24 protein-coding genes are annotated in these 25,586 nt (G+C 50.2%); 10 read left to right on the top strand and 14 right to left on the bottom strand.

Annotation, left to right across the window (positions count from 1 at the left end; genetic code table 11):
- On the top strand, window positions 1-328 hold a 328-nt coding region (locus QZ375_RS10700; protein WP_295218901.1), incomplete at its 5' end, for a hypothetical protein.
- An 87-nt stretch (window positions 329-415) separates the two neighbouring features.
- Here the strand turns inward: QZ375_RS10700 and QZ375_RS10695 are convergent.
- From QZ375_RS10695 to QZ375_RS10680, 4 genes are read right to left on the bottom strand one after another with little or no spacing between them, the layout of a single operon-like run.
- Complete coding sequence (locus QZ375_RS10695) at window positions 416-772, bottom strand: PadR family transcriptional regulator (protein ID WP_295218898.1); 357 nt, start codon at window positions 770-772, stop codon at window positions 416-418.
- Between the two features lie 31 nt (window positions 773-803).
- On the bottom strand, window positions 804-1,772 hold the full coding sequence (locus tag QZ375_RS10690; RefSeq protein ID WP_295218895.1) for a GTP-binding protein: 969 nt from the start codon (window positions 1,770-1,772) through the stop codon (window positions 804-806).
- A 1-nt stretch (window position 1,773) separates the two neighbouring features.
- Window positions 1,774-2,079 (bottom strand): biotin/lipoyl-containing protein, encoded by a 306-nt coding sequence (locus QZ375_RS10685; RefSeq protein WP_295218892.1) that lies wholly within the window; start codon window positions 2,077-2,079, stop codon window positions 1,774-1,776.
- Between the two features lie 16 nt (window positions 2,080-2,095).
- The gene (locus QZ375_RS10680; RefSeq protein WP_295218888.1) at window positions 2,096-2,698 is read right to left on the bottom strand and encodes a DUF5714 domain-containing protein; all 603 of its coding nucleotides are present in this window, start codon (window positions 2,696-2,698) and stop codon (window positions 2,096-2,098) included.
- Window positions 2,699-3,039: 341 nt separating this feature from the next.
- Here QZ375_RS10680 and QZ375_RS10675 point away from each other — a divergent pair, with 341 nt between their 5' ends.
- From QZ375_RS10675 to QZ375_RS10655, 5 genes are all read left to right on the top strand, one after another.
- Complete coding sequence (locus QZ375_RS10675) at window positions 3,040-4,404, top strand: uroporphyrinogen decarboxylase family protein (protein WP_295218885.1); 1,365 nt, start codon at window positions 3,040-3,042, stop codon at window positions 4,402-4,404.
- Between the two features lie 94 nt (window positions 4,405-4,498).
- Window positions 4,499-5,701, top strand: coding sequence for an NAD(P)/FAD-dependent oxidoreductase (locus tag QZ375_RS10670; RefSeq protein WP_295218882.1), 1,203 nt, complete (start codon window positions 4,499-4,501; stop codon window positions 5,699-5,701).
- On the top strand, window positions 5,698-6,669 hold the full coding sequence (locus tag QZ375_RS10665) for a lipoate--protein ligase (RefSeq protein WP_295218879.1): 972 nt from the start codon (window positions 5,698-5,700) through the stop codon (window positions 6,667-6,669). The genes QZ375_RS10670 and QZ375_RS10665 overlap by 4 nt, the downstream gene beginning before the upstream one ends.
- Before the next feature lie 432 nt (window positions 6,670-7,101).
- A complete protein-coding gene (locus tag QZ375_RS10660) occupies window positions 7,102-8,073 on the top strand; it encodes a radical SAM protein (protein WP_295218878.1) in 972 nt (323 codons plus the stop codon).
- 348 nt (window positions 8,074-8,421) lie between these two features.
- On the top strand, window positions 8,422-10,137 hold the full coding sequence (locus QZ375_RS10655; RefSeq protein ID WP_295218904.1) for a phospho-sugar mutase: 1,716 nt from the start codon (window positions 8,422-8,424) through the stop codon (window positions 10,135-10,137).
- 62 nt (window positions 10,138-10,199) lie between these two features.
- Here the strand turns inward: QZ375_RS10655 and QZ375_RS10650 are convergent, their stop codons facing one another.
- Window positions 10,200-10,400, bottom strand: a complete 201-nt coding sequence (locus QZ375_RS10650) for a hypothetical protein (RefSeq protein ID WP_295218875.1) — start codon at window positions 10,398-10,400, stop codon at window positions 10,200-10,202.
- A gap of 90 nt (window positions 10,401-10,490) precedes the next feature.
- Between QZ375_RS10650 and QZ375_RS10645 the strand changes: the two genes are divergently transcribed.
- Complete coding sequence (locus tag QZ375_RS10645) at window positions 10,491-11,684, top strand: MFS transporter (protein ID WP_295218872.1); 1,194 nt, start codon at window positions 10,491-10,493, stop codon at window positions 11,682-11,684.
- A 52-nt stretch (window positions 11,685-11,736) separates the two neighbouring features.
- Here QZ375_RS10645 and ispE read toward each other — a convergent pair whose 3' ends face one another.
- The 8 genes from ispE to pduL all read right to left on the bottom strand — a co-directional run bounded on the left by ispE (window position 11,737) and on the right by pduL (window position 20,356).
- Window positions 11,737-12,588 carry a 4-(cytidine 5'-diphospho)-2-C-methyl-D-erythritol kinase gene (gene ispE / locus QZ375_RS10640; RefSeq protein WP_295218869.1) on the bottom strand — a complete coding sequence of 284 codons (852 nt, stop codon included), beginning with the start codon at window positions 12,586-12,588 and terminating at the stop codon, window positions 11,737-11,739.
- Complete coding sequence (locus tag QZ375_RS10635) at window positions 12,585-13,763, bottom strand: aminotransferase class I/II-fold pyridoxal phosphate-dependent enzyme (protein ID WP_365728899.1); 1,179 nt, start codon at window positions 13,761-13,763, stop codon at window positions 12,585-12,587. Before QZ375_RS10635 ends, ispE begins: the two co-directional genes overlap by 4 nt.
- A 30-nt stretch (window positions 13,764-13,793) precedes the next feature.
- Complete coding sequence (locus tag QZ375_RS10630) at window positions 13,794-14,276, bottom strand: Lrp/AsnC family transcriptional regulator (RefSeq protein WP_295218864.1); 483 nt, start codon at window positions 14,274-14,276, stop codon at window positions 13,794-13,796.
- Between the two features lie 25 nt (window positions 14,277-14,301).
- The gene (locus tag QZ375_RS10625; protein ID WP_295218861.1) at window positions 14,302-15,147 is read right to left on the bottom strand and encodes a histidinol-phosphatase HisJ family protein; all 846 of its coding nucleotides are present in this window, start codon (window positions 15,145-15,147) and stop codon (window positions 14,302-14,304) included.
- A gap of 322 nt (window positions 15,148-15,469) precedes the next feature.
- Window positions 15,470-16,600, bottom strand: a complete 1,131-nt coding sequence (locus tag QZ375_RS10620; RefSeq protein WP_295218858.1) for a dockerin type I domain-containing protein — start codon at window positions 16,598-16,600, stop codon at window positions 15,470-15,472.
- A 161-nt stretch (window positions 16,601-16,761) separates the two neighbouring features.
- Window positions 16,762-17,379: a cytidylate kinase-like family protein gene (locus tag QZ375_RS10615; RefSeq protein ID WP_295218856.1), complete on the bottom strand. Its 618-nt coding sequence runs from the start codon at window positions 17,377-17,379 to the stop codon at window positions 16,762-16,764.
- A 156-nt stretch (window positions 17,380-17,535) separates the two neighbouring features.
- Window positions 17,536-19,680: a cellulase family glycosylhydrolase gene (locus QZ375_RS10610; protein ID WP_295218854.1), complete on the bottom strand. Its 2,145-nt coding sequence runs from the start codon at window positions 19,678-19,680 to the stop codon at window positions 17,536-17,538.
- 94 nt (window positions 19,681-19,774) lie between these two features.
- Window positions 19,775-20,356 (bottom strand): phosphate propanoyltransferase, encoded by a 582-nt coding sequence (gene pduL, locus QZ375_RS10605; RefSeq protein ID WP_295218851.1) that lies wholly within the window; start codon window positions 20,354-20,356, stop codon window positions 19,775-19,777.
- 211 nt (window positions 20,357-20,567) lie between these two features.
- Here pduL and mnmA point away from each other — a divergent pair, with 211 nt between their 5' ends.
- The 3 genes from mnmA (at window position 20,568) to QZ375_RS10590 (ending at window position 24,396) form a co-directional block, all read left to right on the top strand.
- Complete coding sequence (mnmA, locus tag QZ375_RS10600) at window positions 20,568-21,647, top strand: tRNA 2-thiouridine(34) synthase MnmA (RefSeq protein WP_295218849.1); 1,080 nt, start codon at window positions 20,568-20,570, stop codon at window positions 21,645-21,647.
- A gap of 255 nt (window positions 21,648-21,902) precedes the next feature.
- On the top strand, window positions 21,903-24,254 hold the full coding sequence (gene feoB, locus QZ375_RS10595; protein ID WP_295218846.1) for a ferrous iron transport protein B: 2,352 nt from the start codon (window positions 21,903-21,905) through the stop codon (window positions 24,252-24,254).
- Window position 24,255: 1 nt separating this feature from the next.
- On the top strand, window positions 24,256-24,396 hold the full coding sequence (locus QZ375_RS10590) for a FeoB-associated Cys-rich membrane protein (RefSeq protein ID WP_295218843.1): 141 nt from the start codon (window positions 24,256-24,258) through the stop codon (window positions 24,394-24,396).
- 171 nt (window positions 24,397-24,567) lie between these two features.
- Here QZ375_RS10590 and gap read toward each other — a convergent pair.
- Window positions 24,568-25,586: type I glyceraldehyde-3-phosphate dehydrogenase (gene gap / locus QZ375_RS10585; RefSeq protein WP_295218839.1), on the bottom strand; the 1,019-nt coding region annotated here is incomplete at its 5' end.

The raw sequence follows: 25,586 nt of genomic DNA, 5'->3' as shown, positions 1-25,586 counted from the left end.
TTCGCTCTCGTGCGACAGCTTTATTATTATATCACACCTCTTCACAATTGTCAAGTCGAATAGTTTGCAGGTTTTTACAGGCTTTTTGGCTGAATTGCACAAGAAGGCGACAAGCAAGATTGAATTTGATACTTGTCAATGGCAAGCTTTGTCTTACAGTCACGGAAATATACTTCAATTTCCCATCGCACAACATTCAAATCCAGAATTTCTTCGTCCGAAAGAGCTGCATTTGTACGGTCACAAGGTAAAAGAGTTCCCCGCACTTTGTTTCTATCAGTTTTCGGGCAAATTCATGGACATTCATTTTTGTGCCGTATGGATATAGAATACGATTCGTCTTCAAAGCTCCTACAGTATGAAACCCTTTGCAAATAAAAGCATTTACGACCTTTGCTCATTTATAGGTATCATGTCAGAGTTTCTCCCGGATACACTCCAGAAAGTCATGAAGACGCTGTTCGTAGTCCGCCAGAGTCTCTTCCCATTGTTTCAGGCAGTGCCTGCCCTCCTCGGTGATATGATAAACCGTCTTGGACGGTGCACCCTCCTGTTCTTGTTTCCGGGATGTCAACAGTCCGTTCTGCTCCATCTTTTTCAGATAGCGGTACAGCCCCGTGGGGTCAGGATATGTCCCGGTGAACATAGGGGATTCGCTCAGATGCTGGAGCAGTAGGAATCCGTGCATGTCGTGATCGCACAGGATCATGAGGATCGCCGGCTGGAGCAGACGATCCATATTTTTCCCCGTACAGGAACAGGTCGTTGTCATTGTCACACACCTCCAGAGTCTGATTCATAATTCAATCGTCATAATAGAGCAGTTCTGCGCCGCCGAAAGCTTCCTCCCATGCTTTCTGCACGGCATCCTGGTAGAGCTGTGCATCCTTTCCGATGAGAACCAGCTTTTTTATCTTCTCCGTCAGGGGCACAAGCTCTGGTACTTCTTTCAGAACCACATCTGTGCCCACATTATCCACATGCACTTCCATGCCTCCGGGTGTCATGAAGAATCCCTTACAGCGCAGCACCTGACCGCTGAGTGCCCTGCAGAATTGCTCCATGGCAGCCATAGGATAGGTCCCCTGCATCTCCAGAATGTATGTCTCGGGACGATTCCAGGCAGTATTGCTGCTTTCACCGCCATAGGTTTCCGGTGTCACCATGGTCTGCATCAGTGCAAGTGGTACTTCCCCATATGTGGTATCATAACGATACGCTGCCGGGTTCAGCTCTTTCAGCTTTTCGTGTACTTCCTCCAGAACCTGGGGAGATACCTCATCTGTCTTGTTCACCACGTGGAACATGCTCTTCATGACCTGATTTTGGGTGGGTGTGAAGAGATCGCAGAAATCCAAAAAGCGTCCGGCATCAATGAGACAGACGGCACCCCGATAGTCATAGCGGCGCTTTGTCTGCACCTTTTTCGAAGCCAGGAACTCCATCTGTTCCAGCAGATGCTCCATGCTGGAAGGATCTGCCATGCCGGATGCCTCAATGAGGAGCACGTCCACAGGCTGTTCCAGAAATGCCACCAGCGTCTTGACAAAGCCATCTTTCAGGCAGGCACAGAAGATAGAGCCGTTGTTGATCTCCACCATTTTCAAGCCGTCCTTTTGCAGTACCTTTCCATCAATGCCGATGCTGCCGAATTCGTTCACGATGACGCCCACACGTATCCCAGCGCTCTGCATGAGAATATTCCGCAGGAACGTGGTTTTTCCAGAGCCTAAAAAGCCGGAGACCAGATAGAGCTGGATATTCTGTTCCATCTTACGCTTCCTCCTCTGTTTCGATATAGCCCAGAGTGATGCCAGCGGTGAACTCGTCATCATCCCCGATGCACTGTTCCGCCAGCAAGCCGTCACAGGGGGCGGTGAATTCCAGGGCTTTCTTTTCCACTTCGCCCTCACAGACTACCTCGCCGGCTGTGACAGGCTCTCCCACTTCCTTGCGCCATGTCATGGTGCAGATCTTGTAGTGCAGCTTCACCGGCTTTGTCATACACGGACAAAGGTTGACAGCGTCCGGATCCTTTTTGGGCATCGCCTGATCCGGCACAACGATGGGTACTCTCATGGCGGCTCACACTCCTTTATTCGGCAGTATAGAACGGACATGCGTTCTTTTTGCAGGTGGGGTTATGGTCCTTGTATTTACAGATGATCTCCGCCGGCATGGACAGATGCAATCCCAGCCGCTGTTCCAGATACGGCACAGCTGCCTGTACAGACAAAAAGCAGGTGCGCTTACAGCAGCGGGGTCCTGCAACGGTGGAAACGGCTTTCAGGCAGATGCCAGTGAGTTCGTTGCACCACTGCCACGTCTCCACGGACATGGGCGTTGATTCCGTATAAACGCTCAGGAAAATGCCTGCACCGATACCGGCACCGCAGGCGCCGCAGAATCCGCAGAATCCTCCCGGCACCTGTCTGGCACGTTTCCGTGCTGTCCACAGCTCCTCCCGGAGTGTTTCCTCATCCTTTTCCCCGGTCTCCATTGCAGCAGCAGTCAACAGTGCTGCCGGCAGAATGAAGTGATGGTAAGGATAGTGCACAGGCACCTCCGGGTGATCCATCATCATCTCCATCATGGCGATGACATCCTTTTTCTGCCCGGAACGGAACAGAGATATGCACATCTCCAGCAGTTGGTCAAATACTTCTTCTTTCAGTTCGATCTTATGCGTTGTCGCCATAACAATCTGCTCCTTTTTCCGGAAGTGTCGGGAAATACAGCATCCTTTTCTTATCTCTGTATCGCCATGATATACTTTATAATCAAATGCAGACATATGAAAATAACAGATATGATCCCCTATGAGACTTTATCTATTTCATCGATCTGCAAATTCATTATAGCACGGTGCATGGGGAATGTCAAGGCTCAGATTGTCCTAAAAAAAACGGCGGAATTGTCCCTTTACAGAACAGATTTTCTGGTGCATAATGAGAAAAGGAAATCAATCCGAATGCGCAGCAGGACCGCCTTACAGCGCACACGACTGCTGCGAAAAATGAATTTGGAGGCTGTATCAAAATGGGAAAAGAATTGATCTTTCAGGCACTGCGACATGAAAAACTAGATAAGATCCCGTGGGTACCTTTCGCCGGCGTCCACGCCGGAAAGCTGAAAGGCTACAGCGCAAAGGAGCTTCTGACCGATGAGGACAAGCTGTATGATTCCCTCATGGAAGTACACAAGCTCTACATGCCGGACGGTATGCCCATTATGTTCGATTTGCAGCTGGAGGCAGAGATCCTAGGCTGCGATCTGCTGTGGGCAGAGTTCAATCCCCCGTCTGTTACCTCTCACCCCTGTGAGGACGGACACATTCCCTCGGACGACCAGATCCCCAAGGCAACGGAAGGACGCATCCCCATGGTGCTGAACACCATGAAGCGTGTCAAGGCATCCGTAGATGATACAGCCCTGTACGGTCTGCTCTGCGGTCCTCTGACGCTGGCTTCTCACCTGAGAGGTTCTGACTTCTTTATGGACATGTTCAACAACAAGCAGCTGGTGGAGGAGCTCATGACATTCTGCACCAAGGTTGCCATCCAGATGGCAGACTATTACATTGATGCCGGCATGGATGTCATTGCCGTAGTTGACCCGCTGGTAAGCCAGGTTTCCCCCAAGTTCTTTGCGAAGCTGATGGGCACACACTTCACCAAGGTATTCGACCACATCCGGGAACGTGGCAAGTTCTCTGCCTTCTTCGTCTGCGGCAATGCCACAAAGCAGATCGGCGTTATGTGTGACACCCACCCGGATTCCATCCACGTGGACGAAAACGTCAATCTGGCAAATGCCAAGAAAACCACCGATGAATACAACATCCTCCTGGGCGGCAATATTCCCCTGACCACCACCATGCTCTTTGGCACACAGCAGGATAACATGAAGTGCGTGGTTGACCTCATCGACAGCATCGACCACAGCCAGAATTTCATCCTCAGCCCGGGCTGCGACATGCCCTATGACTGTCCCATTGAGAATACCATTGCGGTGGCACAGACGGCGAAGAACCCTGAGGAAGTTCGGGAAATGGTGAAGAATTACACCGCTGTGGAGGACAATCTGCACTCCATCGAGATCCCCGACTATGTGAACCGGGACAAGGTGCTCATCGAGCTGTTTACCCTAGATCCGGAACAGTGCGCTGCCTGCACCTACATGGTTGCCGCTGTTGTGGATAACTTTGAAGCCATCCAGGATATGGCGGAGTATGTGATCTATCAGTATAACCGGAAGGAAGACATTGCACGCACCAAGAAAATGGGCGTTGCCAACCTGCCTACCATGTGCATCAGCGGTGAGCAGAAGTATATCTCCATTATCCCCAGCAAGGAAGAACTAGTGGCATCGGTCAAGGAAGCTTATGGCAAACTGAACCGATAAGTAATACAAAAGAAAAGCACATGTCAGAGAATTCGTTATTCCGGGTTCTCTGACTTTGTTATTTCTGCAAATTGGAACACGGAGGTGACTGCATATGAAGATCGTCATACTGGGCGGCGGTCCGGGCGGATATACGGCTGCGCTGTCTGCCGCAGCTTACGGTGCAGAGACGGTACTCATTTCTGACGAACTGGGCGGCACATGTCTCCACCGGGGATGTATTCCCACGAAATTATTCCTCCAGGAAAAGCCTGATCGGACAAAAGCAGGTCAGACCGGAGCTGCCTTTTCCGCCATGGAACAACAGATAGAAGCCGGGATGCAGTACCGGCTGAAAAAAAGCGGCGTGACACTGAAACAGGGCAGGGCATCCCTGACCCCATCCGGGGAATTGCTGCTGGGTACGGAACGTATCCCCTATGACCAGCTGATCCTTGCCACTGGTTCTGCACCACGGCAGCCTGTCCTGCCCGGAAACAACCGCTATCGGTTTCTGGATCCCCTGGCGTTCCTCCAAGACACGGCATCCCTGCCGGATCACGTGTGTATTCTGGGTGCCGGTGCAGTGGGCGTGGAGTTTGCCGTGATCCTGCACCAGATGGGAATCTATGCGGCTGTTGCGGAACAGCGGGAAGAGATTCTTCCGGGGGCAGACCCTGGTCTGGCTGCACGTCTGCGGACACTGCTGGAGGAACAGGGCATCGCTTTCCATCTGGGCTGCGATACACCGGTATACCGGGATGTGATGCCCTGCTGCGGCAGAGTGCCTGTTCTGCCGGATGGTGCGCAGGCACTGCTGTGCCGGGACGGAGCACTGGTTCTGGATGAACATTACAGGACAATCTGTCCTCGCATCTTCGCCATCGGCGACTGCATAGGACGGAGCCATGAAGCTGCGGAGGCAACCCAGCAAGCATATGCCGTCACGGACTTTCTCTTCGGGGAAACCACGCCGTACCGGGTGACTGCCCACTGCATCTACACCACCCCCAATCTGGCATGGGCAGGAACTGCCCGGCAGAGAGACAGATCGGTCAGCGTATCTTTTCCGGAACTGCCGGCTGGACAGATCGCCGGGGAAAGTTCCTCTGTCCTGAAGCTATGCTATGCCCCGGATACCGGAGAGATCACGGCGGTTCACATCCTGTCCCGGCAAGCCGCCTTGCTCATAGGCACGGCGCAGATGCTCCTACAGCAGCATACCACCGTCAGGGAACTGTCTCGCATGGCATTCCCCCATCCCACCCTACTGGAACTATTTTCGGAGGCTGCCGCACGTGCAGAGAAAAAGATATGATCCTGATACACTCCCATCACACCGACCCGGTATACAATCTGGCATTGGAGGAATCCCTTCTGGATAGACAGGAAAACTGCATTCTCCTGTGGCAGAATGACAACAGCGTGATTCTCGGCAGGAATCAGAATGTGTACACAGAAGTGAACCTGCCTGCCGCAGCCCGGTATCACACCAGAATTGTCCGGCGGAACACCGGCGGCGGTGCTGTCTATCATGACCTGGGAAATGTGAATTTTTCCCTGTGTTACACAGAGGGAACGGTTTCGCCGGAGGCATTTCTCCAGTGCATCCTCACCTTTTTACAGACTCACGGTGTGCCGGCAGTCTGCTCTGGACGGAACGATATTCTGGCAGAACAGCGAAAAATTTCCGGCTGCGCTGCCCTTTCCCGGAACGGCAGAGAACTGTTCCACGGAACGCTGCTGTTCGAAGCCGATGCACAGCGCATGGAAGAACTGCTTTACGTCTCGACTCAGAAGCTGGAATCCAAAGGAATCCCTTCTGTGCGAAGCCGTGTGGGCTCCATCAAGCCCTATCTGCCCCCAAACTGGGATATTGCCCGGTTTCTGGCGGAACTGTCAGCATTCCTCACAGCCTCCTTTTCTGCCTGTCCCGGAACAGCAGATGAGGCACAGATACAGCGCATTACAACCGAAAAATTCAGCACCTGGGACTGGAACTACGGGCGAAATCCCAGGATGAATTTCACTTCCACAAAGCGTTTTCCCATAGGTGAGATCCAGGTGGATCTGGAGATCCGTTCCGGCATCATTCGGGGCTGCCGCATTTCCGGGGATTTCATCGGGAAACAGGAGATCACCGGGCTGGAACAGCTGCTGCTGGGACAGAAATACGACCCGGATGCCATGGATGAACTGTCCCGTTCCACAGACCTGTCCGCCTATTTCGGCGCTATAACACCGGAACAGTGGCTGGAGCTGTTGTTTCCTTTTGGGGAGGCGTGAGGGGGCTGAATTTTTTGACAACCAGAATTGTAGGGGCGGATATCATCCGCTCGCCATATTCCCCATAATCACGCAAATTCGGTATAAATGTAGGGGAACTGTTGCAAGGACAGTAAAATCCTGGTTAACGGGTCGATTTGGGCATCGACCCCTACAAAAAGTCATGCAATTTGTAGGGTGCGATGCCCAAATCGCACCGTTGTTCTTTCGGATTTTGACTGTCTACAACAGCCCCGTTGTTGTTTTTCGTACATATTCATCAATTGTGGCGGAAAGGGCATGTGGGCGAACACAGTTCGCCCCTACAATGGAATTGTCACGACAAGATAATTCAGAATTGACACTTTACGCCCGGCGGTGTTTTCCTTATAATAGAAATTAGACAAACTCTGATAACAGACAATGTCCGAATCCAAAGATGAGGTGATCCCCATGATTGAAACGATTCTGAAAAAAGCGGTTTCCGGAAAGGTACTGACCCGGGAGGATGCCAGGATGCTCCTTGCCATTCCCAATGGCAGCCACGCCTTTTATCAGCTTCTGGATACCGCCAATGCCATGAGCCGCCGACAGTATCACAACAAGGCGTATATTTTTTCCCAGATCGGTCTGAACGCCACCCCTTGCCCCATGAACTGCAAATTTTGCAGCATGGCAGAGAGCAATTATGTCATGAACGGAGAATTCCAGAAAACCATGGCGGATATCGGGGAACTGAAAGAAACGGCACGGCAGCTGGTGGAAGCCGGCACTCACGATTTGTTTCTGATGACCACTGCAAACTATCCTGTTCCGGAATTTCTCAGGATCGGTGAAGCCATCCGCAGCATTCTGCCGGACAGCGTCCGTCTGGTCTCCAACATCGGCGACATGAACTTGGAAACTGCAAGGACACTGAAACAGGCAGGATTCACTGGTGCGTATCATATCTGCCGTCTGGGCGAGGGCAAGGATACGGACATTGCCCCGGAACAGCGCATCGCTACCCTCAACGCCATCCGGGATGCCGGGCTGGAGCTGTACTATTGCGTAGAACCCATCGGACCGGAACATGCCTATGATGAACTGATTGACGAAATGGAACGTGCACGTTCCTATCAGGTGGAAGCCATGGCGGTGATGCGCCGCATTCCCGTACCGGGAACACCCCTTGCGGCAAAGGGCATGATCAGTGCTATGGAGCTGACCAAGATTGCCGCTGTGACACGTCTTTTCACCCAGCCCGGACGTTCCATGAACGCACACGAAGTCACACCCATGACGCTCCTCGCCGGCGTGAACCAGCTCTATGCAGAGGTCGGCGCCAATCCCAGAGATGACATCTCCGACACGGCAGACAACCGGGGCTGGGGTGTCCGTCAGGCGGCAGCGCTGCTGAAAGATGCGGAGTATGAGATGGCGTGAGTTTGAATGCAGGGACGGATGTTATCCCTTCGCTGTATCTCAATATAGTTTGACATAATTGCAATGAAGTACGTCAAAAGCGTAGGGTGGGAGCTTGCTCCCACCGCTTTTTCCATAGCTGAACGAATTTGGTACAAATGTAGGGGTCACTCGATCGCCGTTTTCGTTTTCGAGTATGAGTTGCGAAAAAATTCACGAATGAGGGCAAAAAAATCGTTGCATCTTTCCAGAACCTGTGGTATAATATTGTTATTATTGATTCAACTTATCCCATTGGATCAAAAGCGGCGAACTGCGCCGCAGTCATTTTTCCATGAATCAGTATTATTGTATGATGGAGGTATCATGATGACGGAAAAGGAATTGTATCGGCAGTGGCTGGAATGCGCAACAGAGGATGCGGATTTGCAGAAAGAATTAAAGGAGATTGCTGGAGATGATGCTGCCATCAGCGATCGTTTCTATCGTGACCTGGAATTCGGCACCGGCGGTCTGCGCGGTGTCATCGGCGCCGGTACTTACCGGATGAATATCTATACTGTTCGCCGTGCGACCCAGGGTCTTGCGAACTATGTGAACTCCGCTTTCGAAAATCCCAGCGTTGCCATTTCCTATGACAGCCGTATCAAGTCAGATGTATTCGCAAAAGCTGCTGCGGAGGTACTTGCTGCCAACGGAATTCATGTTTATATTTATACAGAACTCATGCCTACACCTATGCTGTCCTATGCTGTTCGTGCACAGAAGTGCAGCGCAGGTATTATGGTAACCGCAAGCCACAACCCAGCAAAGTACAACGGCTACAAGGCTTACGGCAGTGATGGCTGCCAAATGACCATTGAAGCAGCTGACGCTGTTCTGGCACAGATCAACGCTTTAGATATGTTTCAAGATGTAAAGCATGTGGACTTTGACCAGGCGGTCGCTGAGGGAACGATTTCTTATACACCCCAGTCGGTCATTGACGCATACTATGCAGATGTGCTCAAGCAGAGCCTGAATCCAGAGCTTTGTGCAAAAAGCGGTCTGAAGATCGTGTACACACCACTGAACGGTACGGGTAACAAACCGGTACGTCATATTCTCTCTGCTATCGGCATTCAGGATGTTACTGTTGTACCGGAACAGGAAAATCCGGACGGTAACTTCACCACCTGTCCCTACCCGAACCCGGAGATCCGTGAGGCACTGGAATGCGGTCTGAAACTCTGCCGTGAGGTGAAGCCAGATCTGCTTCTGGCAACTGACCCGGATGCAGACCGTGTGGGTATTGCCGTACCTGATGGAGACGATTACGCCCTGTTCACCGGTAATGAAGTAGGTGCTATGCTGCTGGAATACATCTGTTCTCAGAGAACTGAAAAGGGTACTATGCCCAAGAACCCCATTGCAGTCAAGACCATCGTTACCACCGATATTGTCAATGCCATTGCAAAGGCATACGGCGTTGAGGTCATCGACGTACTGACAGGCTTCAAGTTCATCGGCGAGCAGATCGGTTTCCTGGAGGAAAAGGGCGAGGAAGACCGCTATATCTTCGGTTTCGAGGAGAGTTATGGCTATCTGGCTGGCTCCTATGTCCGGGATAAGGATGCAGTTGTGGCTTCTATGCTCATCTGCGAAATGGCTGCATATTACCGTACCAAGGGCATTTCTATGATTGAAGCCCGGAAAAATATGTATGAGAAATACGGCGTATATGTACACAGCCAGCACAGCTTCACCTTCGAGGGCGAAAGCGGCATGATCAAAATGCAGGAGATCATGACAAAGCTGCGCAGTGAACATCCGACAGAAATTGACGGTCTGAAGGTATTGCAATTTGATGACTATCAGGTCAGCGTTTCCAAGAATCTGGAGACCGGTGAGACTTCTGAAATCACTCTGCCGAAGTCCAATGTTCTGGCATTCACACTGGAAGAGGGTGCAAAGGTTGTCATCCGTCCCTCCGGTACAGAGCCGAAGATCAAGGCTTACTACACCACAAAGGCAGACACCAACGAGGCTGCTGAAGCAAAGAAGGATTCCCTGGACACTGCTTTCAGTGCTATGATCCTGGACTGATCTTCACGTTTGAATAGAACAAAATCGTTCTGTCCGTTTTCGGCGCAGGGCGATTTTTTGAGTCATTCTGTTTTTTCGGATTCGGATTTATTAACCATGCGTTCGTGCTGCGTGCCGAAATAAAAGGATATGACAGTAGTAAATATGGTGGCAAACTGCTCGCCGCTGATGATACCCTTCAGGGACAGTACGGAAAAGATCAGGGTCAATATCAGTGTGACAATGCTTTTCACGCATAACAGCCGTTGCAGGTGTTCTTTCATGGTATCGCCCCTGATTTATTCTATGCCATGGATTTCCGGAAGGTTTCTATGAATCCGATTCATAATTATGTATAAAAAGGAGTTTTCCCTATGCCCAACCCCCTATCTGCCCCGAAACAGCAAAACAGATGCTTCATCCTTGCCTACTACATCCTCATGATGATCGTCCTGGGTGCCAGCGATGGACTGCGGGGCGTATTCCTCCCCCTGTTTGAGGACACGTTCACCCTGACCAAGACCCAATCCTCCATGATCATCATGTGCAGCTATGTGGGTAACTTGCTGTTCCTATTTATCGGCGGCTATTTTCTGGATCGCATGTCCAAAAAGCGCTTTCTCTTTACTGTGACCCTCCTGTGGATGGCAGCGGTCCTCTGTTATATTCTCACGGAAAACTACTCTGTACTGCTCATCTGCATGATATTCAGTCTGGGGGCATCCACCATGCTGTCCACTTCCCTCAATGTGGTCACACCGCTGCTCTTTGCAACACCGGCATTTTACATCAACATATTCAATTTCACCAACGGCATCGGCATATTCTCCGCCCAAAACATCGGTGGAAAAGTGGCTTCGGATATGCAGGCGTGGCATATTTTCAACCTGGTGCTCCTAGCGCTGGGCATTGTGGGATTGTTTTTCCTGTGGCGTATTCCTTTCCCAAAACAGGAAGTCCCCGAAAACAAGGGTATCCGGGGGACACTGGAATCCTACAAGAATATTCTGAAAAATCCAGCGTGCAAGTATCTCATCTGCATCTGCGGTTTTTACTACGTGGCAGAACACGGGCTGCAAAACTGGATGGTCACCTACGGCAGCGAATATCTGGGATACACCCGGGAACGTGCTGCCCTATACCTGTCCATTTTCTTCGGCGGCATTACCATCGGGCGGTTACTCTTTGCGTCTCTGGTACAGAAACTGAACCCGGCACGGAGTATTGCCATTTTTGCCGGCATTGGCGCAGTGCTGTATCTTGTAGGTATTCTGCTGGAGCGTGCAGGTATCATTCCCCTGCTGCTGTCAGGATTGGCATTCTCCATTCTGTGGCCGACCATTGTGCTAATTATCGGTACATACTACCCCAGAGCGCAAAATGGCATTGCTGTGGGATTCATCACAGCAGTGGCAACCCTCTTTGACATCGCATTCAATGCCGGATTCGGAACGCTGGTGGAACAACTGGGATTTGCTGTCAGCATCAAGATCCTGCCACTGGCGGCATTGCTGTTCTTCCTGTTGTATGTGGTCATGCGAAAACGAACAAAACCTTACGCTGAATAAACCAAAAGGCGAACACAATTCCCTGCATCCGGGAAAGTGTTCGCCTTTTTCTTTATAATGTTTCGCAGACTTCAGCAAAATCCACATGCTTTTTCAAAATCTCACACGCCTGTTCCGCCGTCTCCTGCTCGTTGAATAATCCAAACACCGCCGCACCGCTGCCGGTCATTACGCTGCAAAGTGTGCCCTGTTCCAGCATAATACGCCGTATCTCCGCCACCTCCGGCAGATGCACTGCATCCTCAAACAAATTGCCGCAGAGTGATGCAATTTCCGCTGTATCTGCCCCCTGTTTCAGGGCTTTTCGCAGCTGCTGCACTGGAGGATGCTTCGGTTTTTGCAGGCTGTCGATCTCCCGATAAGCCTCCACCGTAGACACGCCGGCAGTTCCCTTTGCAATAACCAGATGCTTTCCCGCAAAAGGCGGCAATTGCTCCAGTTCCTCGCCAATACCGGCTGCATATGCCGTACCGCCGTACAAGAAAAAGGGGACATCTGCGCCCAGTTTCACGGCGATCTGGCAGAGCTGCTCCTGAGAAAGGGGATTCCCCATCAGTTCCTGCAATGCCAGCAGAACCGCAGCCCCATCTGTACTGCCGCCGCCCATGCCTGCCTGCATAGGAATATGCTTTTCCAGTGCAATTTCCACACTCTGGTTAAGCCCGGCAGCTTCACAGAATTTCGCCGCCGCTTTCCATGCGATATTTTTTTCATCGCAGGGCACCGCCGGGTCAGCACAGCGGAGTGTAATACCCTGCGCATCTGTCAGCGTCACTGTCACCCGATCGCAGATGGAAACTGCCTGAAAAACCGTTTCCAGTAGATGATATCCATCTGCACGAGTACCCACGATATCCAGCCCCAGATTGATCTTTGCAGGAGCAATTCTTGTCACCGACTTCATGCCTCGGCTCCTTTATGGCGCTTGACAAAACGCTCCATCCGGCGAAGCGCTTCCTGCAAATGCTTCAAAGAATAGGCATAGGATACACGTACAAAGCCCTCGCCACTGTCCCCGAAAGCATTGCCCGGCACAACAGCAACTTTTTCTTCTTGCAAAAGAGCTTCACAGAATTCCTCACTCGTCATGCCAGTGCTGCGGATACATGGGAAAATGTAAAAAGCACCCTCTGGATCAAAGCAGGTCAGCCCAATTCGATTAAAGCCATCCACCAGCATCCGACGACGCATGTTATATTCGTCCACCATTTTCTGTACTTCCTGGTCGCACTCCCGGAGAGCCACAATTGCCGCATGTTGGCTCAAAGTAGGTGCACTCATAATGGCATACTGGTGAATTTTCAGCATCTGCTGTGCCAGAGGCTTCGGGGCGCAGACATAACCCAGCCGCCAGCCTGTCATGGCAAATGCCTTGGAAAATCCGCTGACATAAATGGTTCGCTCCTGCATTCCTTCCAGCGAAGCAATAGAAACATGCTTTCTGCCATAGGTCAACTCCGAGTAAATTTCATCGGACAGCACCAAAATATTTGTATCCCGGAGCACCTCCGCAATTGCCTCCAGATCTTCCCGGGTCATAATACCGCCGGTGGGATTGTTGGGATAAGGCAGAATGAGCAGTTTGGTGCGGTCTGTGATATGCTCCCGCAGTTCCTGTGCCGTTAGCTTGAATTTATTCTCCAGCTTGGTAGAAATAGGCACTGCTACGCCATGCATCAGTTCCACAATAGGCTTATAGCAGACAAAAGACGGCTCCACCACCAGCACTTCATCCCCTGGATTCACCACAGCACGGATGGCAAGGTCAATTGCCTCAGAGCCGCCTACAGTCACGATGACCTCATCCTCCGGGTGATAGCTGATGTCATATTTCCGCTGAATATAATTGCTGATCTCCTGACGCAGTTCTGCCATACCAGAGTTAGCAGTATATACCATCCGCTTTCGTTCCAAGCTGTCCACAGCAGCCTTGCGTACTGTCCACGGCGTCTGGAAATCCGGTTCACCTACGCCCAGGCTGATCACGCCGTCCATGGTTGCCGCAAGGTCGAAAAACTTCCGGATACCGGATGGCTTCATCTTCTTTACCTCATCTGAAAGAAGCGTGTCATAGTTCAACACGATTTCTCTCCCCTTTCCGCATTCATCTCACGGGAAATAATATCCACGCTCGTCTTTTTCTTCACCCTCAATGATAATACCCTTTTCCTTGTATTTTTTCAGGACAAAATAAGTCGCTGTAGACAGCACGCCTGCAAGAGGTGCCAGACGCTGGGAAACAAACATGGAAACTTCCTTTACGTTCATCCCCTTAACAGTCACAGACAAGTCATACGCCCCTGCCATAAGGGCTATGCTCTCCACCTCGTCATACTGCATAATAGTATGGGCAATCTCCTCATAGCCGCAGTCACGCTGAGGGGTAACACGCAGTTCAATGATAGCGGTTACCATATCCTTGTTAGCAATCTCATCATTAACAATGGCACTATAGCCCTTGATCACACCTTCTGCCTCCAGCTTCTGGATCTCGGCAGTCACCTCCGCCTCGGTCACGCCGAGCATAACGGCAAGCTCCGCATCAGAAGTGCGGGCGTTCTGCTGCAATAATGCGATCAGTTGTTCTCTCATAATCGTCTCTTCCTTTCATAAAAAATTATATTGTCAGAAACACTGGTTTCCGCTTCACAAAATAACAGGCATTTGTGAACCCTGCCGCCTTTGCCAACTGTACACCATCCGCAATACCCTTCCCCAGGTCTTCTGCACAATGGGCATCAGAGCCGAAGGTGAGGATTTCGCCGCCTAATTCCCGGTACATCTGTAAATATTCCAGCGTAGGAAAGGGCTTGCCGTACTTTTGGCGGAATCCGGAGGCATTCAGTTCAATGCCGCAGCCATTGGCAATAAGTGCCCGGAAACAGGCACGGATCTGCTCCTCATAGGGTGACAGTTCCACGGGAATGCCGGCTTCTCCTTCGATATAACGCAGCGGATAAGTCAGATGTCCCAGCACATCAAATTTTCCCCAGCGGCAAATGTCATACAGCTGAGAAAAATAATCCTCCAGCAGCGCCAGGATAGATTCCTGCCTATAGTCCAGACAGAAAAAGTCCGGCTGCTCCAACAGTTCGTGGAGAGATGCAATGACAAAATCCAGCCGCACATCCTTTACAACACTTTCGGACAGTCCGAAATCAGCATTGGGCTGACCCATTTCCATGCCGCAGAGAAATGTAACGCCTTGCTGGACCGCCTGTTCCTTTGCTGCCGTGAGAGTCTCCAGAGACTGTTCCAGCACGGCGGCGTGGCTGAATACTTCCCACTCGTTCCGGGGCTGGATACCGTAATGTGCCTGAGAAAAGAAGCGGTTCATTTCCACATGCTCTGTCACGGCAAGGACAGGCAGTCCAAGCTCCGCCGCCCGGTCACAGAGCTGCTGCACCGTTCCGGTACCATCGGGGGATATTTTTGTGTGGGTATGACAATCCATGGGAAGCATTTTATTCACTCCTAACCAACAAAAAAGACCCTCGCCGCCAAATGGGACGAAGGCCTTCGTGTTACCACCCAAATTCGGGAACGCCATGCGTTCCCCTCGATATCCTTTAACGCAGGACATACGTTCCGGTTTCCCGGAACAGCTCCCGGGCAGCACCTGTACCCTGCCGAGACGTTTTCACCAGACACGCCCTCTCTGTACGGCAAAAGCCACAGTCACTCCGTTCAGCGCTGCAAATAATGTTTTTTATAGTATAGCAAATTTCAAGTGGATTGTCAACTATTTTTTGAAAAACTTCCTGACCAATCGCATAAGAGCCAGTTCAGTTGTCTGAAGAATTCTGGACAGATGATTGCACCAGAGCTTTCCTCATCGCACAAAGGTCAAAGGCATTCAGTTTGCCATCCGCAAAAAGATCACCTGCCTGCCAGTCTGCAAGCTCTGTATCTGGAACTGCCAAAAGCCATCGCTGCATCAATACAACGTCCGCAATTGAAAACTGACCGTCTGCGTTGACATCACCTAAAACAGTTTTTTCCTCACATGAGAAAAATGCTGCGCCCAACTCATTCCAGTCTGTATTGATACCGGCTATCGGCTGGGAGATCTCCCCATCAAAATAATATAAGTCGTAATTGCCGCTTTGCGAACCACTGTAGATCATCTCATTTTCGTCAATCGGACAAGGGTCAGAACAGTTGTAATCCGGAGAATTAAACGGCATTTCAGTATATTCTCCATCCTCAAGACAAAGGATCATATCTGTGTGATTTTCGGTGGAATACCATTTTGCAAAGTATACAGCCTGTCCCATTATAATGGGATAATAGGCACATACTTCAGGCTCTGCGTAAACCGTTTCTGTGCTGTTATCCTCCAGCTTCAATCGGCGTATCGATCCGGGATTATTTGTGTAATCGGTATAGTATATGTACTTTCCATCGCTTGAAAAGTAAGGCATGGCTTCTTCGTAAATATCATCGGTCAGAATTGTAATTTCTCCGCTTTCCAAATCAAATATGGCAAGGTTATACACAAAATCATTTTCCTGACTGCTCCAAAAGCCTCTTTTAAATGTGATGGTTTTACCATCGGGAGAAAATTTCGGATCTTCATTGCGGAAACCGCTGTTTTCGGTCAGATTTGTGATAACGCCTGATTTACTGAGGTAAATATCCCATTCGTCCATATCGTTATCAATCGCCATAAAAACAACATCTTCCGGAGAATTACCGAAATCACCATTCATAGCGTGTTTAAAATCTCCGGTGAATTCTGTGATCTCTCCGTCAGGATCACGGACGTACAGCCTGCTGTCCAATGCAAAATAATCCGTATAACTGTGCCACATCAGCCAACCGTTCAGGTTTGGTTCATCTGCATATGCCGACACCTGCGGCACTGCACAAATGGCACAGGTACATGATACAAGAAAAGCCAATAATTTTTTCATTGTTATGTCCTCCAATTCAGAAGAAAACAAAAGCGACCAAGATCTCTCTTAGCCGCTTCGCATAAATTTGCCTTTATCATTATAATTTCGTCTAACTGTTCAGAAACAATTTACTGCAAGCTGAAAGCAGTGTTGCTTCAAATATTACATGACAAAATCGTTCACGGCTGATAAATTGTTTTCTTCGCCGTCTCCACAATCAGTTCTGCACACAACTCCAATCCCAGAACACCGCTGTTCAGGCACAGATGATAATTGTCCTTGTCGTACCAATTGCCGCCTGTGTTGATGCTATAAAATGTCTCACGCCGCTTGTCAGTCTTACGGAGCATTGCCTCCACCCGGCGCGGCTCAACCTGATATTCCTTTACAGCACGTTCTGAACGAGACTTTGTATCCGCATAGATAAACACGTTGAACAGATTCTCCAGATCACGCAGAATATAACTTGCACAGCGTCCTACAATGACACAATCGCCCTTTTCTGCCAGTTCCCGGATAATATTCGTTTCAATGATGTAGACCTTATCCGACAGGGGCAAGTTTTCCTCAATGGTACGTGTGGGGCTGGAAGTCAACATCAGCGTGTACAAAAAACTCTTCGGTGCAGCTTCTTCCGCTGTCTCCAGGTATTCCATAGAAACGTTGCAGCGCTCCGACGCCATTTTCAGGATCTCCCGATTATAACACGGAATCCCCAAGCGCTGCGCCACCAGTTCGCCGATCTCACGGCCGCCGCTTGCATATTCTCTTTCAATTGTAATGATTCGATGACTCATCTAAAATGCCTCCATTCTTAGTTCAAAAATTGCTTTCTTCCATTATAACATACTTTACGAAATTTTGCACGTTTCCAGCATGATTTTTCTGCCGATTAGCGAAATTCTACGTTTTTCACATATGTTTAAAATTATTTTTGTGTATTTTTACGAAAATCAAGAAGCTGCATTCATGATTGCTTGAATGATCTCTGGATAATACCAAGTACAGTTTTTCCGATCAAGAAGCGCAAAGCCATCTGCTTTTTCACCGTTGTCCCAAAGGAAACACTTGATGCCATGCTTCTTAGCTGCGCTGATATAATAGCCGTACCACGCAGCACGAGCAGAGGTGTTTTCGTTTTTGTTGACCGCACCGCACTCGTCAATGATCACTGGAATTCCCTTGCTGACAAAGGTGTCGTTTAGGTACTGGAAAGTTGTATCCAGCTCGGATTTGTCTGCATCGGAGCCCCAGTCTGCACGAGCATCCTCCGGACCACAGAATTTCCACGGTGCATAAATGTGCAGAGAAACGATGATATGGTCATCATCAGGTACTTTTAATCCGCTGACGGCATTTTTTTCCACAGACTGGGCATAAGTTGTCACAATAACAGTACGGTCTGTATTTGCACCGCCGGATGCCCGGACAGTGTCTACAAATGCCTGGAACAGCTGATTGATAACATTGTAGGATTCCTGGGTGCCGCCGGTCCACTCTTCCGCAGAACCAACCACACGAGGTTCGTTCATACCTTCGAAAATCAGGCGGTGGTCGTAGTCCTGGAACTCTGCACAGATCTGCTTCCAGATATTCGTCAGCACAACCTTGTCGCTTTCCAGCTTATCGTTTGTAGGCGTGAGCCAAAGAGAATCATCATGGTGTACATTCAAAATGACATACAGACCGCAGTCATAGGCATAATCTACAACTTCCTTGACACGAGCCATCCAGTCCGCTTCAATGGTACCGTCGGCAGACATATGCTCGCCCCAGGTCACAGGAATCCGCACTGCATTGAAACCCGCATCCTGCACTGCTTCAAACATCGCCTTTGTGGTCTTTGGATTGCCCCAGCCGGTCTCCGTATCGCTGGAATTGGTGTTATAGCTGTCCAGGGTATTACCCAGATTCCAGCCCACCTTGATATTTTCTACGATCTGTGCCGAAGTCATAGCGTTGACTTCTTCGCTGGTGGGCACTTCCCCGGAGACAGACGGCACTGCATTGCCAGAAGCTTCTATGGCATCGGTTTTCGGCTTTGTCTGGGTTGTTGTACCTGTGCTGTTGCTGTAGCGTACACTGACATTGTTCAGCGTAATGCTTGCCTGATCGCTCCACCAGAAGCCCAGCATAATATCGCCGCCATTGTCGATGCTTTCTTTCACATCGTCCGGCACGATCCAGGTCAGAGACAGACTGGACGCATCTGTAAAGACGCAGACATTCTGACTTTGATACCAGCCCTTATCCGTGGCACAGTCTGCATTTTCATCCACGGATACACCGAATGCACCGGTGAATTTTCCCAGAGAACCGCTGCTGCTAATATCGAAGGTTACGGTCTGGAGTGTATCTTCCTCACCGATCAAGTCAGAAAGGGAAACCTTTGCTGTTTTAGTTGCTTCATCGTTATAGTTCAGCGTTGCCGCCGGGCTAACAGAATTGGTACCATCCACTGGCACTTCTTTGGTACGGGTGTACGTACAAACAATACTGGACAGTTTCACCTGCTGCACATTGCTCCACCAATGACCAAACAGTACTTCCCCATTGGGATCAATGTAGGACTGGATCTCTGTGGGAACATTCCAGGTGAACTCCGCATAGGAGCTGTTCAGAGATTGCTCAAAGTCAGCTGCCTGATACCAACCCTCATCCGTAGCGCTGGCGCAGTCGCTGGTAACAGAAACACCGTAGCCGCCTTTATAATCCCCCAGATTGGACGAACCATCTGCCGCATACACAATAAAGGTAAAGGACTGTACCACATCGCCTTCTTCTATAAAGTTGCTGAGTTTTGCCTTATAGTTGTTGGCATCCTCATTGCTCCGGTCGAGAATGGCATTGATATCCGTGATCTCTGTTCCCAGGGTGGAGGAAACGGTTTCCACAGGGCTGACATGCACCGTGGTTGTCTCAACCGTTGTCTCCGGTGCTTCTGTTTCCTGAGAATCCTCGGCAGATGTCTCTGCTGCGGAGGATTCTTCCTTTTGAGCACTGCCGCTGCCGCCGTTCTGGCTGCCGCAGCCGGTAAATACCGATGCACTCATAACACCGGCAAGCAGCAATGCTGCAAGTTTTTTCCAATGCTTCATATTTGATATCTCCTTTCATTTGACAGAAAAACGGCAGCTGCCGGAGCATCTGCATACACCCCATAGCAGCCGCCGTTATGATTCACAAAGACCCTTAGTCTACTGTAACGATCTCGCCCATCAGGTCACGCGGTGCACTGATCGCATTGGACTCGTCAGTATCAATATGCATTGCAGTTGCATAATTCGGAGAAACACGGCAAACCACATCGCCCAGAATTGCCTTTCTGCCGTCAGTGTCTACCTTTACCCAGACAACATCCTTATCCTTGACGCCGAACTTTGCAGCATCCTCAGGCGTAAAGTGAATGTGACGCTTTGCCACGATCACGCCCTCAGAGATCTCCAGTTCGCCTGCCGGACCAACGATCTTACATGCGCCAGAGCCAGCCACATCGCCGGATTCACGGATGGGAGCAGCAATACCGATAGAACGTGCATCAGTTGCAGACAGCTCTACCTGGTTTGCGCTGCGAAACGGACCAAGGATAGAAACGTTAGGCAGTTCCTTCTTCGGACCAACGATGGTCACACGCTCTTCGCTTGCAAACTGACCCGGCTGGGACAGCATTTTCTTGACTGTCAGTTCCTTTCCCTCACCGAACAGCACTGCAAAAGCCTCTGCTGTCAGATGTACGTGTCTCGCAGATGTTTCTACGATAAATTTCTCAGACATGACAATAACCTCCAATAATATATATGTTACTTTTCTTATTGTACTACTTTTTCCCGGATTCGTCAAGTGGCTTTCCACAGATTTTCACTGCATCACATAGAAATAACTTTGGAACAAATACATGCAAAACAACTACACTCTTGACAATATGCACGAACTTCGTTATACTTGTATTTGAGATAAAAGATAACTGTTGTACAAGGAGGATCGTATGAAAAAAGCATTGATTGCCATGAGCGGCGGCGTGGACAGCTCTGTTGCAGCGCTGCTCATGCAGCAAAAGGGCTATGACTGCGTAGGTGCGACTATGAAACTGTTTGAAAACGATCAGGCAAGCGTCAAGCGGGAAAAAACCTGCTGTTCTTTGGATGACGTAGAGGATGCACGGAGCGTGGCATACAGTCTGCACATGCCTTATTATGTTTTCAACTTCACTGCCAATTTTGAAAAAGAAGTCATGGATCGGTTCGTCTCCGCATACCAGCGTGGATGGACACCCAACCCCTGTATTGACTGCAACCGGTATCTGAAATTTGAAAAGTTGTTCCTCCGCATGAAAGAAATGCAGATGGATACCATTGTCACTGGACATTATGCAAGAGTAGCTTATGACAAAGCAACCGAACGCTATCTGCTCAAAAAAGGACTGGATCACAGCAAGGATCAGAGCTATGTCCTGTATAACCTGACTCAGGAGCAACTGGCGCATACGCAATTCCCCGTGGGCGAACTGACCAAGCAGCAGGTGCGGGAAATTGCAGAGGAAAACGGTTTTCTCAACGCCGACAAGCCTGACAGTCAAGACATCTGTTTTGTGCCGGACGGTGACTATGCCGCTTTCATCGAACGGTATACGGGAACAATTCCCCAGCCGGGAAAATTTCTGAACTCCGCTGGAGAAACCATCGGCACACACCGGGGCGTGATCCACTACACCATCGGTCAGCGGCGTGGGCTTGGGATCTCTGCGGCACATCCTCTGTATGTCTGCCGCATTTGTCCGGAAGAAAATACCGTCACCTTGGGCAGTAGCGAAGCGTTGTTCAGCCAGACGCTGACAGCAGCCGATGTGAATCTCATCTCTTGTGATTCCCTGCCCCAACCCATCCGGGTACAGGCAAAAATTCGCTACCGGCAGCCGGCACAGCCTGCTACAGCCTGGCAGACCGAGGACGGTATCCTGCATGTGACATTCGATACGCCCCAACGTGCCATTACCTGCGGACAAGCAGTGGTACTCTACGATGGAGACACCGTCATCGGCGGCGGCAGGATCGCTTCCACAGAATAAAGGCAAAGCCATATTCCGATTGAAAAAATCGGAATATGGCTTTTTGTACATAAAATATGTGTCGTGATGCGTTGATTTTCAAAGGGAATTGTGCTATACTGGTGTTAGTTTTTGAATTTGGACGTGGAGTCAGGAATCGCGGCGTGCGTTTTATAAACGTACCCACATTCAAAATCCATCGCCGCAGGCGATACATACATTTCTCATTCCTAGCTCCTAATTCCTCATTGAAAAAATCCAAAGGGGGAGAATGGTATGACGTTAAATGAATTACAGTGCGGAAAAACGGCGCGTGTACTTACCGTAGGCGGTGAAGGTGCGCTGCGGCAGCATTTCCTGGATATGGGAATCATTCCAGGCGGCGAGATCACCATGGTGAAGTTAGCACCTATGGGCGACCCCATGGAGCTGCGGATCCACAGCTATGAGCTGACTCTGCGGCTGGCAGATGCCGCCCAGATCACCATCGCAGATGTCCGCAATGCAGCGATGCCCAGTGACCGCAATGTGCGAAAAAAAGTGGTTGACCACCCCGGACTGGGCGAGGGCGGCAAATATCACGTAAAAGCAGATGAAATGCCTCTGCCGGAAGGGACGATCCTGACCTTTGCCCTCGCCGGAAATCAGAACTGCGGCAAAACAACACTGTTCAACCGGCTTACCGGTTCCAATCAGCATGTGGGGAACTTTCCCGGTGTCACCGTAGACCGGAAAGACGGGAAGATACGAGAACATGTCAATACCCTGGTGACTGATCTGCCTGGCATTTATTCCATGTCGCCCTATACCAGCGAGGAGATTGTCACCCGGCAGTTTGTACTGGATGAAAAGCCAAAGGGTATTATCAACATTGTGGACGCTACCAACATTGAGCGAAATCTCTACCTGACCATGCAGCTGATGGAACTGGACGTTCCCATGGTGCTGGCGCTGAACATGATGGACGAAGTACGAGAAAACGGCGGTTCTATTCTGGTCAATGAAATGGAAGCAAGGCTTGGTATTCCCGTAGTGCCTATTTCAGCTGCAAAAAACGAGGGGATTGACGAACTGATCGACCACGCTATCCACGTGGCGCAGTTTCAGGAACATCCAGGGCGCATTGACTTCTGCAAGGAAGATGATGCCGGCGGTGCTGTTCACCGCTGTCTCCACGGTATTATGCATCTCATTGAGGATCACGCCAGAACAACCGGCATTCCCATCCGGTTTGCAGCGGCAAAGCTGGTGGAGGGTGACACACTGATCCTGGAACAGCTGAAGCTGAGTCAGAATGAAAAGGAACTGCTGGAGCATATCATTGTCCAGATGGAAGAGGAACGTGGTCTGGATCGTGCCGCCGCCATTGCAGATATGCGCTTCAAATTCATCCAGAGCATCTGCGACGCCACTGTCATCAAGCCACAGGAGAGCAAGGAACACGTCCGCAGTACAAAGATCGACCGGATCCTGACGGGAAAGTATACGGCAATCCCGTCCTTTATTGTCATTATGGCACTTGTGTTCTTCCTGACGTTCAATGTCATCGGCGCAGCACTTTCCGATCTGCTGGAATGGGGCATCGGTGCACTGACAGATTGGATGGACGGCCTCCTGATGGGATGGCATGTGAACAGTGTGCTTCATTCTTTGGTTATTGACGGCATATTTAACGGCGTGGGCAGCGTGCTGAGCTTTTTGCCCACCATCGTCACCCTGTTTTTCTTCCTGTCACTGTTAGAGGACAGCGGTTATATGGCACGTGTTGCCTTTGTGATGGACAAGCTGCTGCGTAAAATTGGTTTATCTGGGCGAAGTATTGTGCCCATGCTCATCGGTTTCGGCTGTACTGTTCCCGGCGTTATGGCGACCCGAACACTGCCCTCAGAGCGTGACCGGAAAATGACGATCCTGCTGACGCCTTTCATGAGTTGCTCTGCAAAGCTGCCTATCTACGCCTTTTTCACAAAGGCATTTTTCCCAAAGTACGGCGGTCTGGTCATGGTTGCACTGTATTTCGGCGGTATCCTCATGGGTATCCTGACTGCGGCGCTGATGAAAGGGACCTTATTCAAGGGTAACGCCGTCCCCTTCGTCATGGAGCTGCCAAATTATCGTATGCCGGGCGCAAAGAATGTACTCCAGCTGCTGTGGGACAAGGCACGGGATTTTTTACAGCGTGCCTTTACAGTTATTTTTCTTGCCACCATCGTGATCTGGTTCTTGCAGACCTTTGACTATCATCTGAATGTGGTAGCAGATTCTCAAGATAGCTTGTTGGCGTCCGTTGCCGGGATCATTGCGCCGATTTTCAACCCCCTTGGATTCGGTGACTGGCGAATTTCCACAGCGCTCATCTCCGGTTTTATTGCCAAAGAAAGTGTCGTTTCCACGCTGTCGGTGCTGTTCGGTTCTACAGAAACGCTCCTGGCAGTGCTTTCTCCTCTGGCAGCGGTATGCCTGCTAATATTCTGCCTATTGTATACGCCATGTATTGCGGCAATTGCCTCGATTCGCCGGGAACTGGGCGGAAAATGGGCGCTAGGCGTTGTGATCGGGCAATGCGTCATTGCATGGATCGCTGCTTCGATAGTACATCTGGTGGGATTGCTATTCGGGGTGATGTGATATGACATGGACAGACGGCGTAATCCTGTTACTTCTGGCAGTGGCAGTGGGAATAGCAGTACGGCATATATTCCGACATCGTTCGGAGCCGTGCAGTGGCTGCTGCGGCAATTGTCAGAATTGCAGTAAAAAGAAACCATAAATAACAGCACGAAAACTTGCGGGCGGCTATTAGCCACCCCTACGTTTTCCGATACACAACAGTCCCAACCATCAAACAGTAGAAACACAAAAAGCGGTACAGCAAATCTGCCATACCGCTTTTTATTATTTACGGAGCATGTCCGTTACATTTGGGAGAACCCGATTTCGCTTAGCCCAGCTCTGCGAAATACTTGATGGTGCGAACCATCTGGCTGGTGTAGCTGTTCTCGTTGTCATACCAGGAAACAACCTGTACTTCGAACAGATCGTCAGCGATCTTGGAAACCATGGTCTGAGTTGCATCGAACAGAGAGCCATACTTCATACCGATAACGTCAGAAGAAACGATCGGCTCTTCGTTGTAGCCATAAGACTCAGTAGCAGCAGCCTTCATTGCAGCGTTGATGCCGTCAACAGTTACATCTGCGCCCTTTACAACAGCAGTCAGGATCGTGGTGGAACCAGTCGGAACCGGTACACGCTGTGCAGAACCGATGAGCTTGCCGTTCAGTTCCGGAATAACCAGACCGATTGCCTTAGCAGCACCAGTAGAGTTCGGAACGATGTTTGCAGCGCCAGCTCTTGCTCTTCTCAGATCGCCCTTTCTGTGCGGACCGTCCAGGATCATCTGGTCACCAGTGTAAGCATGAATGGTGCTCATGATACCGCTCTGGATCGGAGCATAGTCATTCAGTGCCTTTGCCATCGGAGCCAGGCAGTTTGTGGTGCAGGATGCTGCGGAGATGATCTTGTCATCAGCAGTCAGAGTGTTGTGGTTTACGTTGTAAACGATAGTCGGCAGATCGTTACCAGCCGGAGCAGAAATAACAACCTTCTTTGCACCAGCATCAATATGAGCCTGTGCCTTTGCCTTAGAAGTATAGAAGCCTGTGCACTCCAGAACAACATCAACACCGATCTCGCCCCACGGCAGCTCTGCTGCGTTAGCCATAGCATAGATCTTCAGGGTCTTGCCGTCAACAGTGATAGTACCAGCCTCGTCATCAGCGGTAACAGTGTGCTTGTTCTCGCCGATACGGCCTGCATAACCGCCCTGTGCAGTATCATACTTCAGCAGGTGAGCCAGCATAGAAGGCTTTGTCAGGTCGTTGATTGCAACAACCTCATAACCCTCTGCACCGAACATCTGACGGAATGCAAGACGACCGATACGGCCAAAACCATTAA

Origin of the sequence: Ruminococcus sp., from assembly GCF_019417665.1 — a bacterium.
In the GTDB taxonomy this organism is placed as follows: domain Bacteria; phylum Bacillota; class Clostridia; order Oscillospirales; family Ruminococcaceae; genus Ruminococcus_C.
This window is presented reverse-complemented; position numbering and strand designations above follow the sequence as displayed.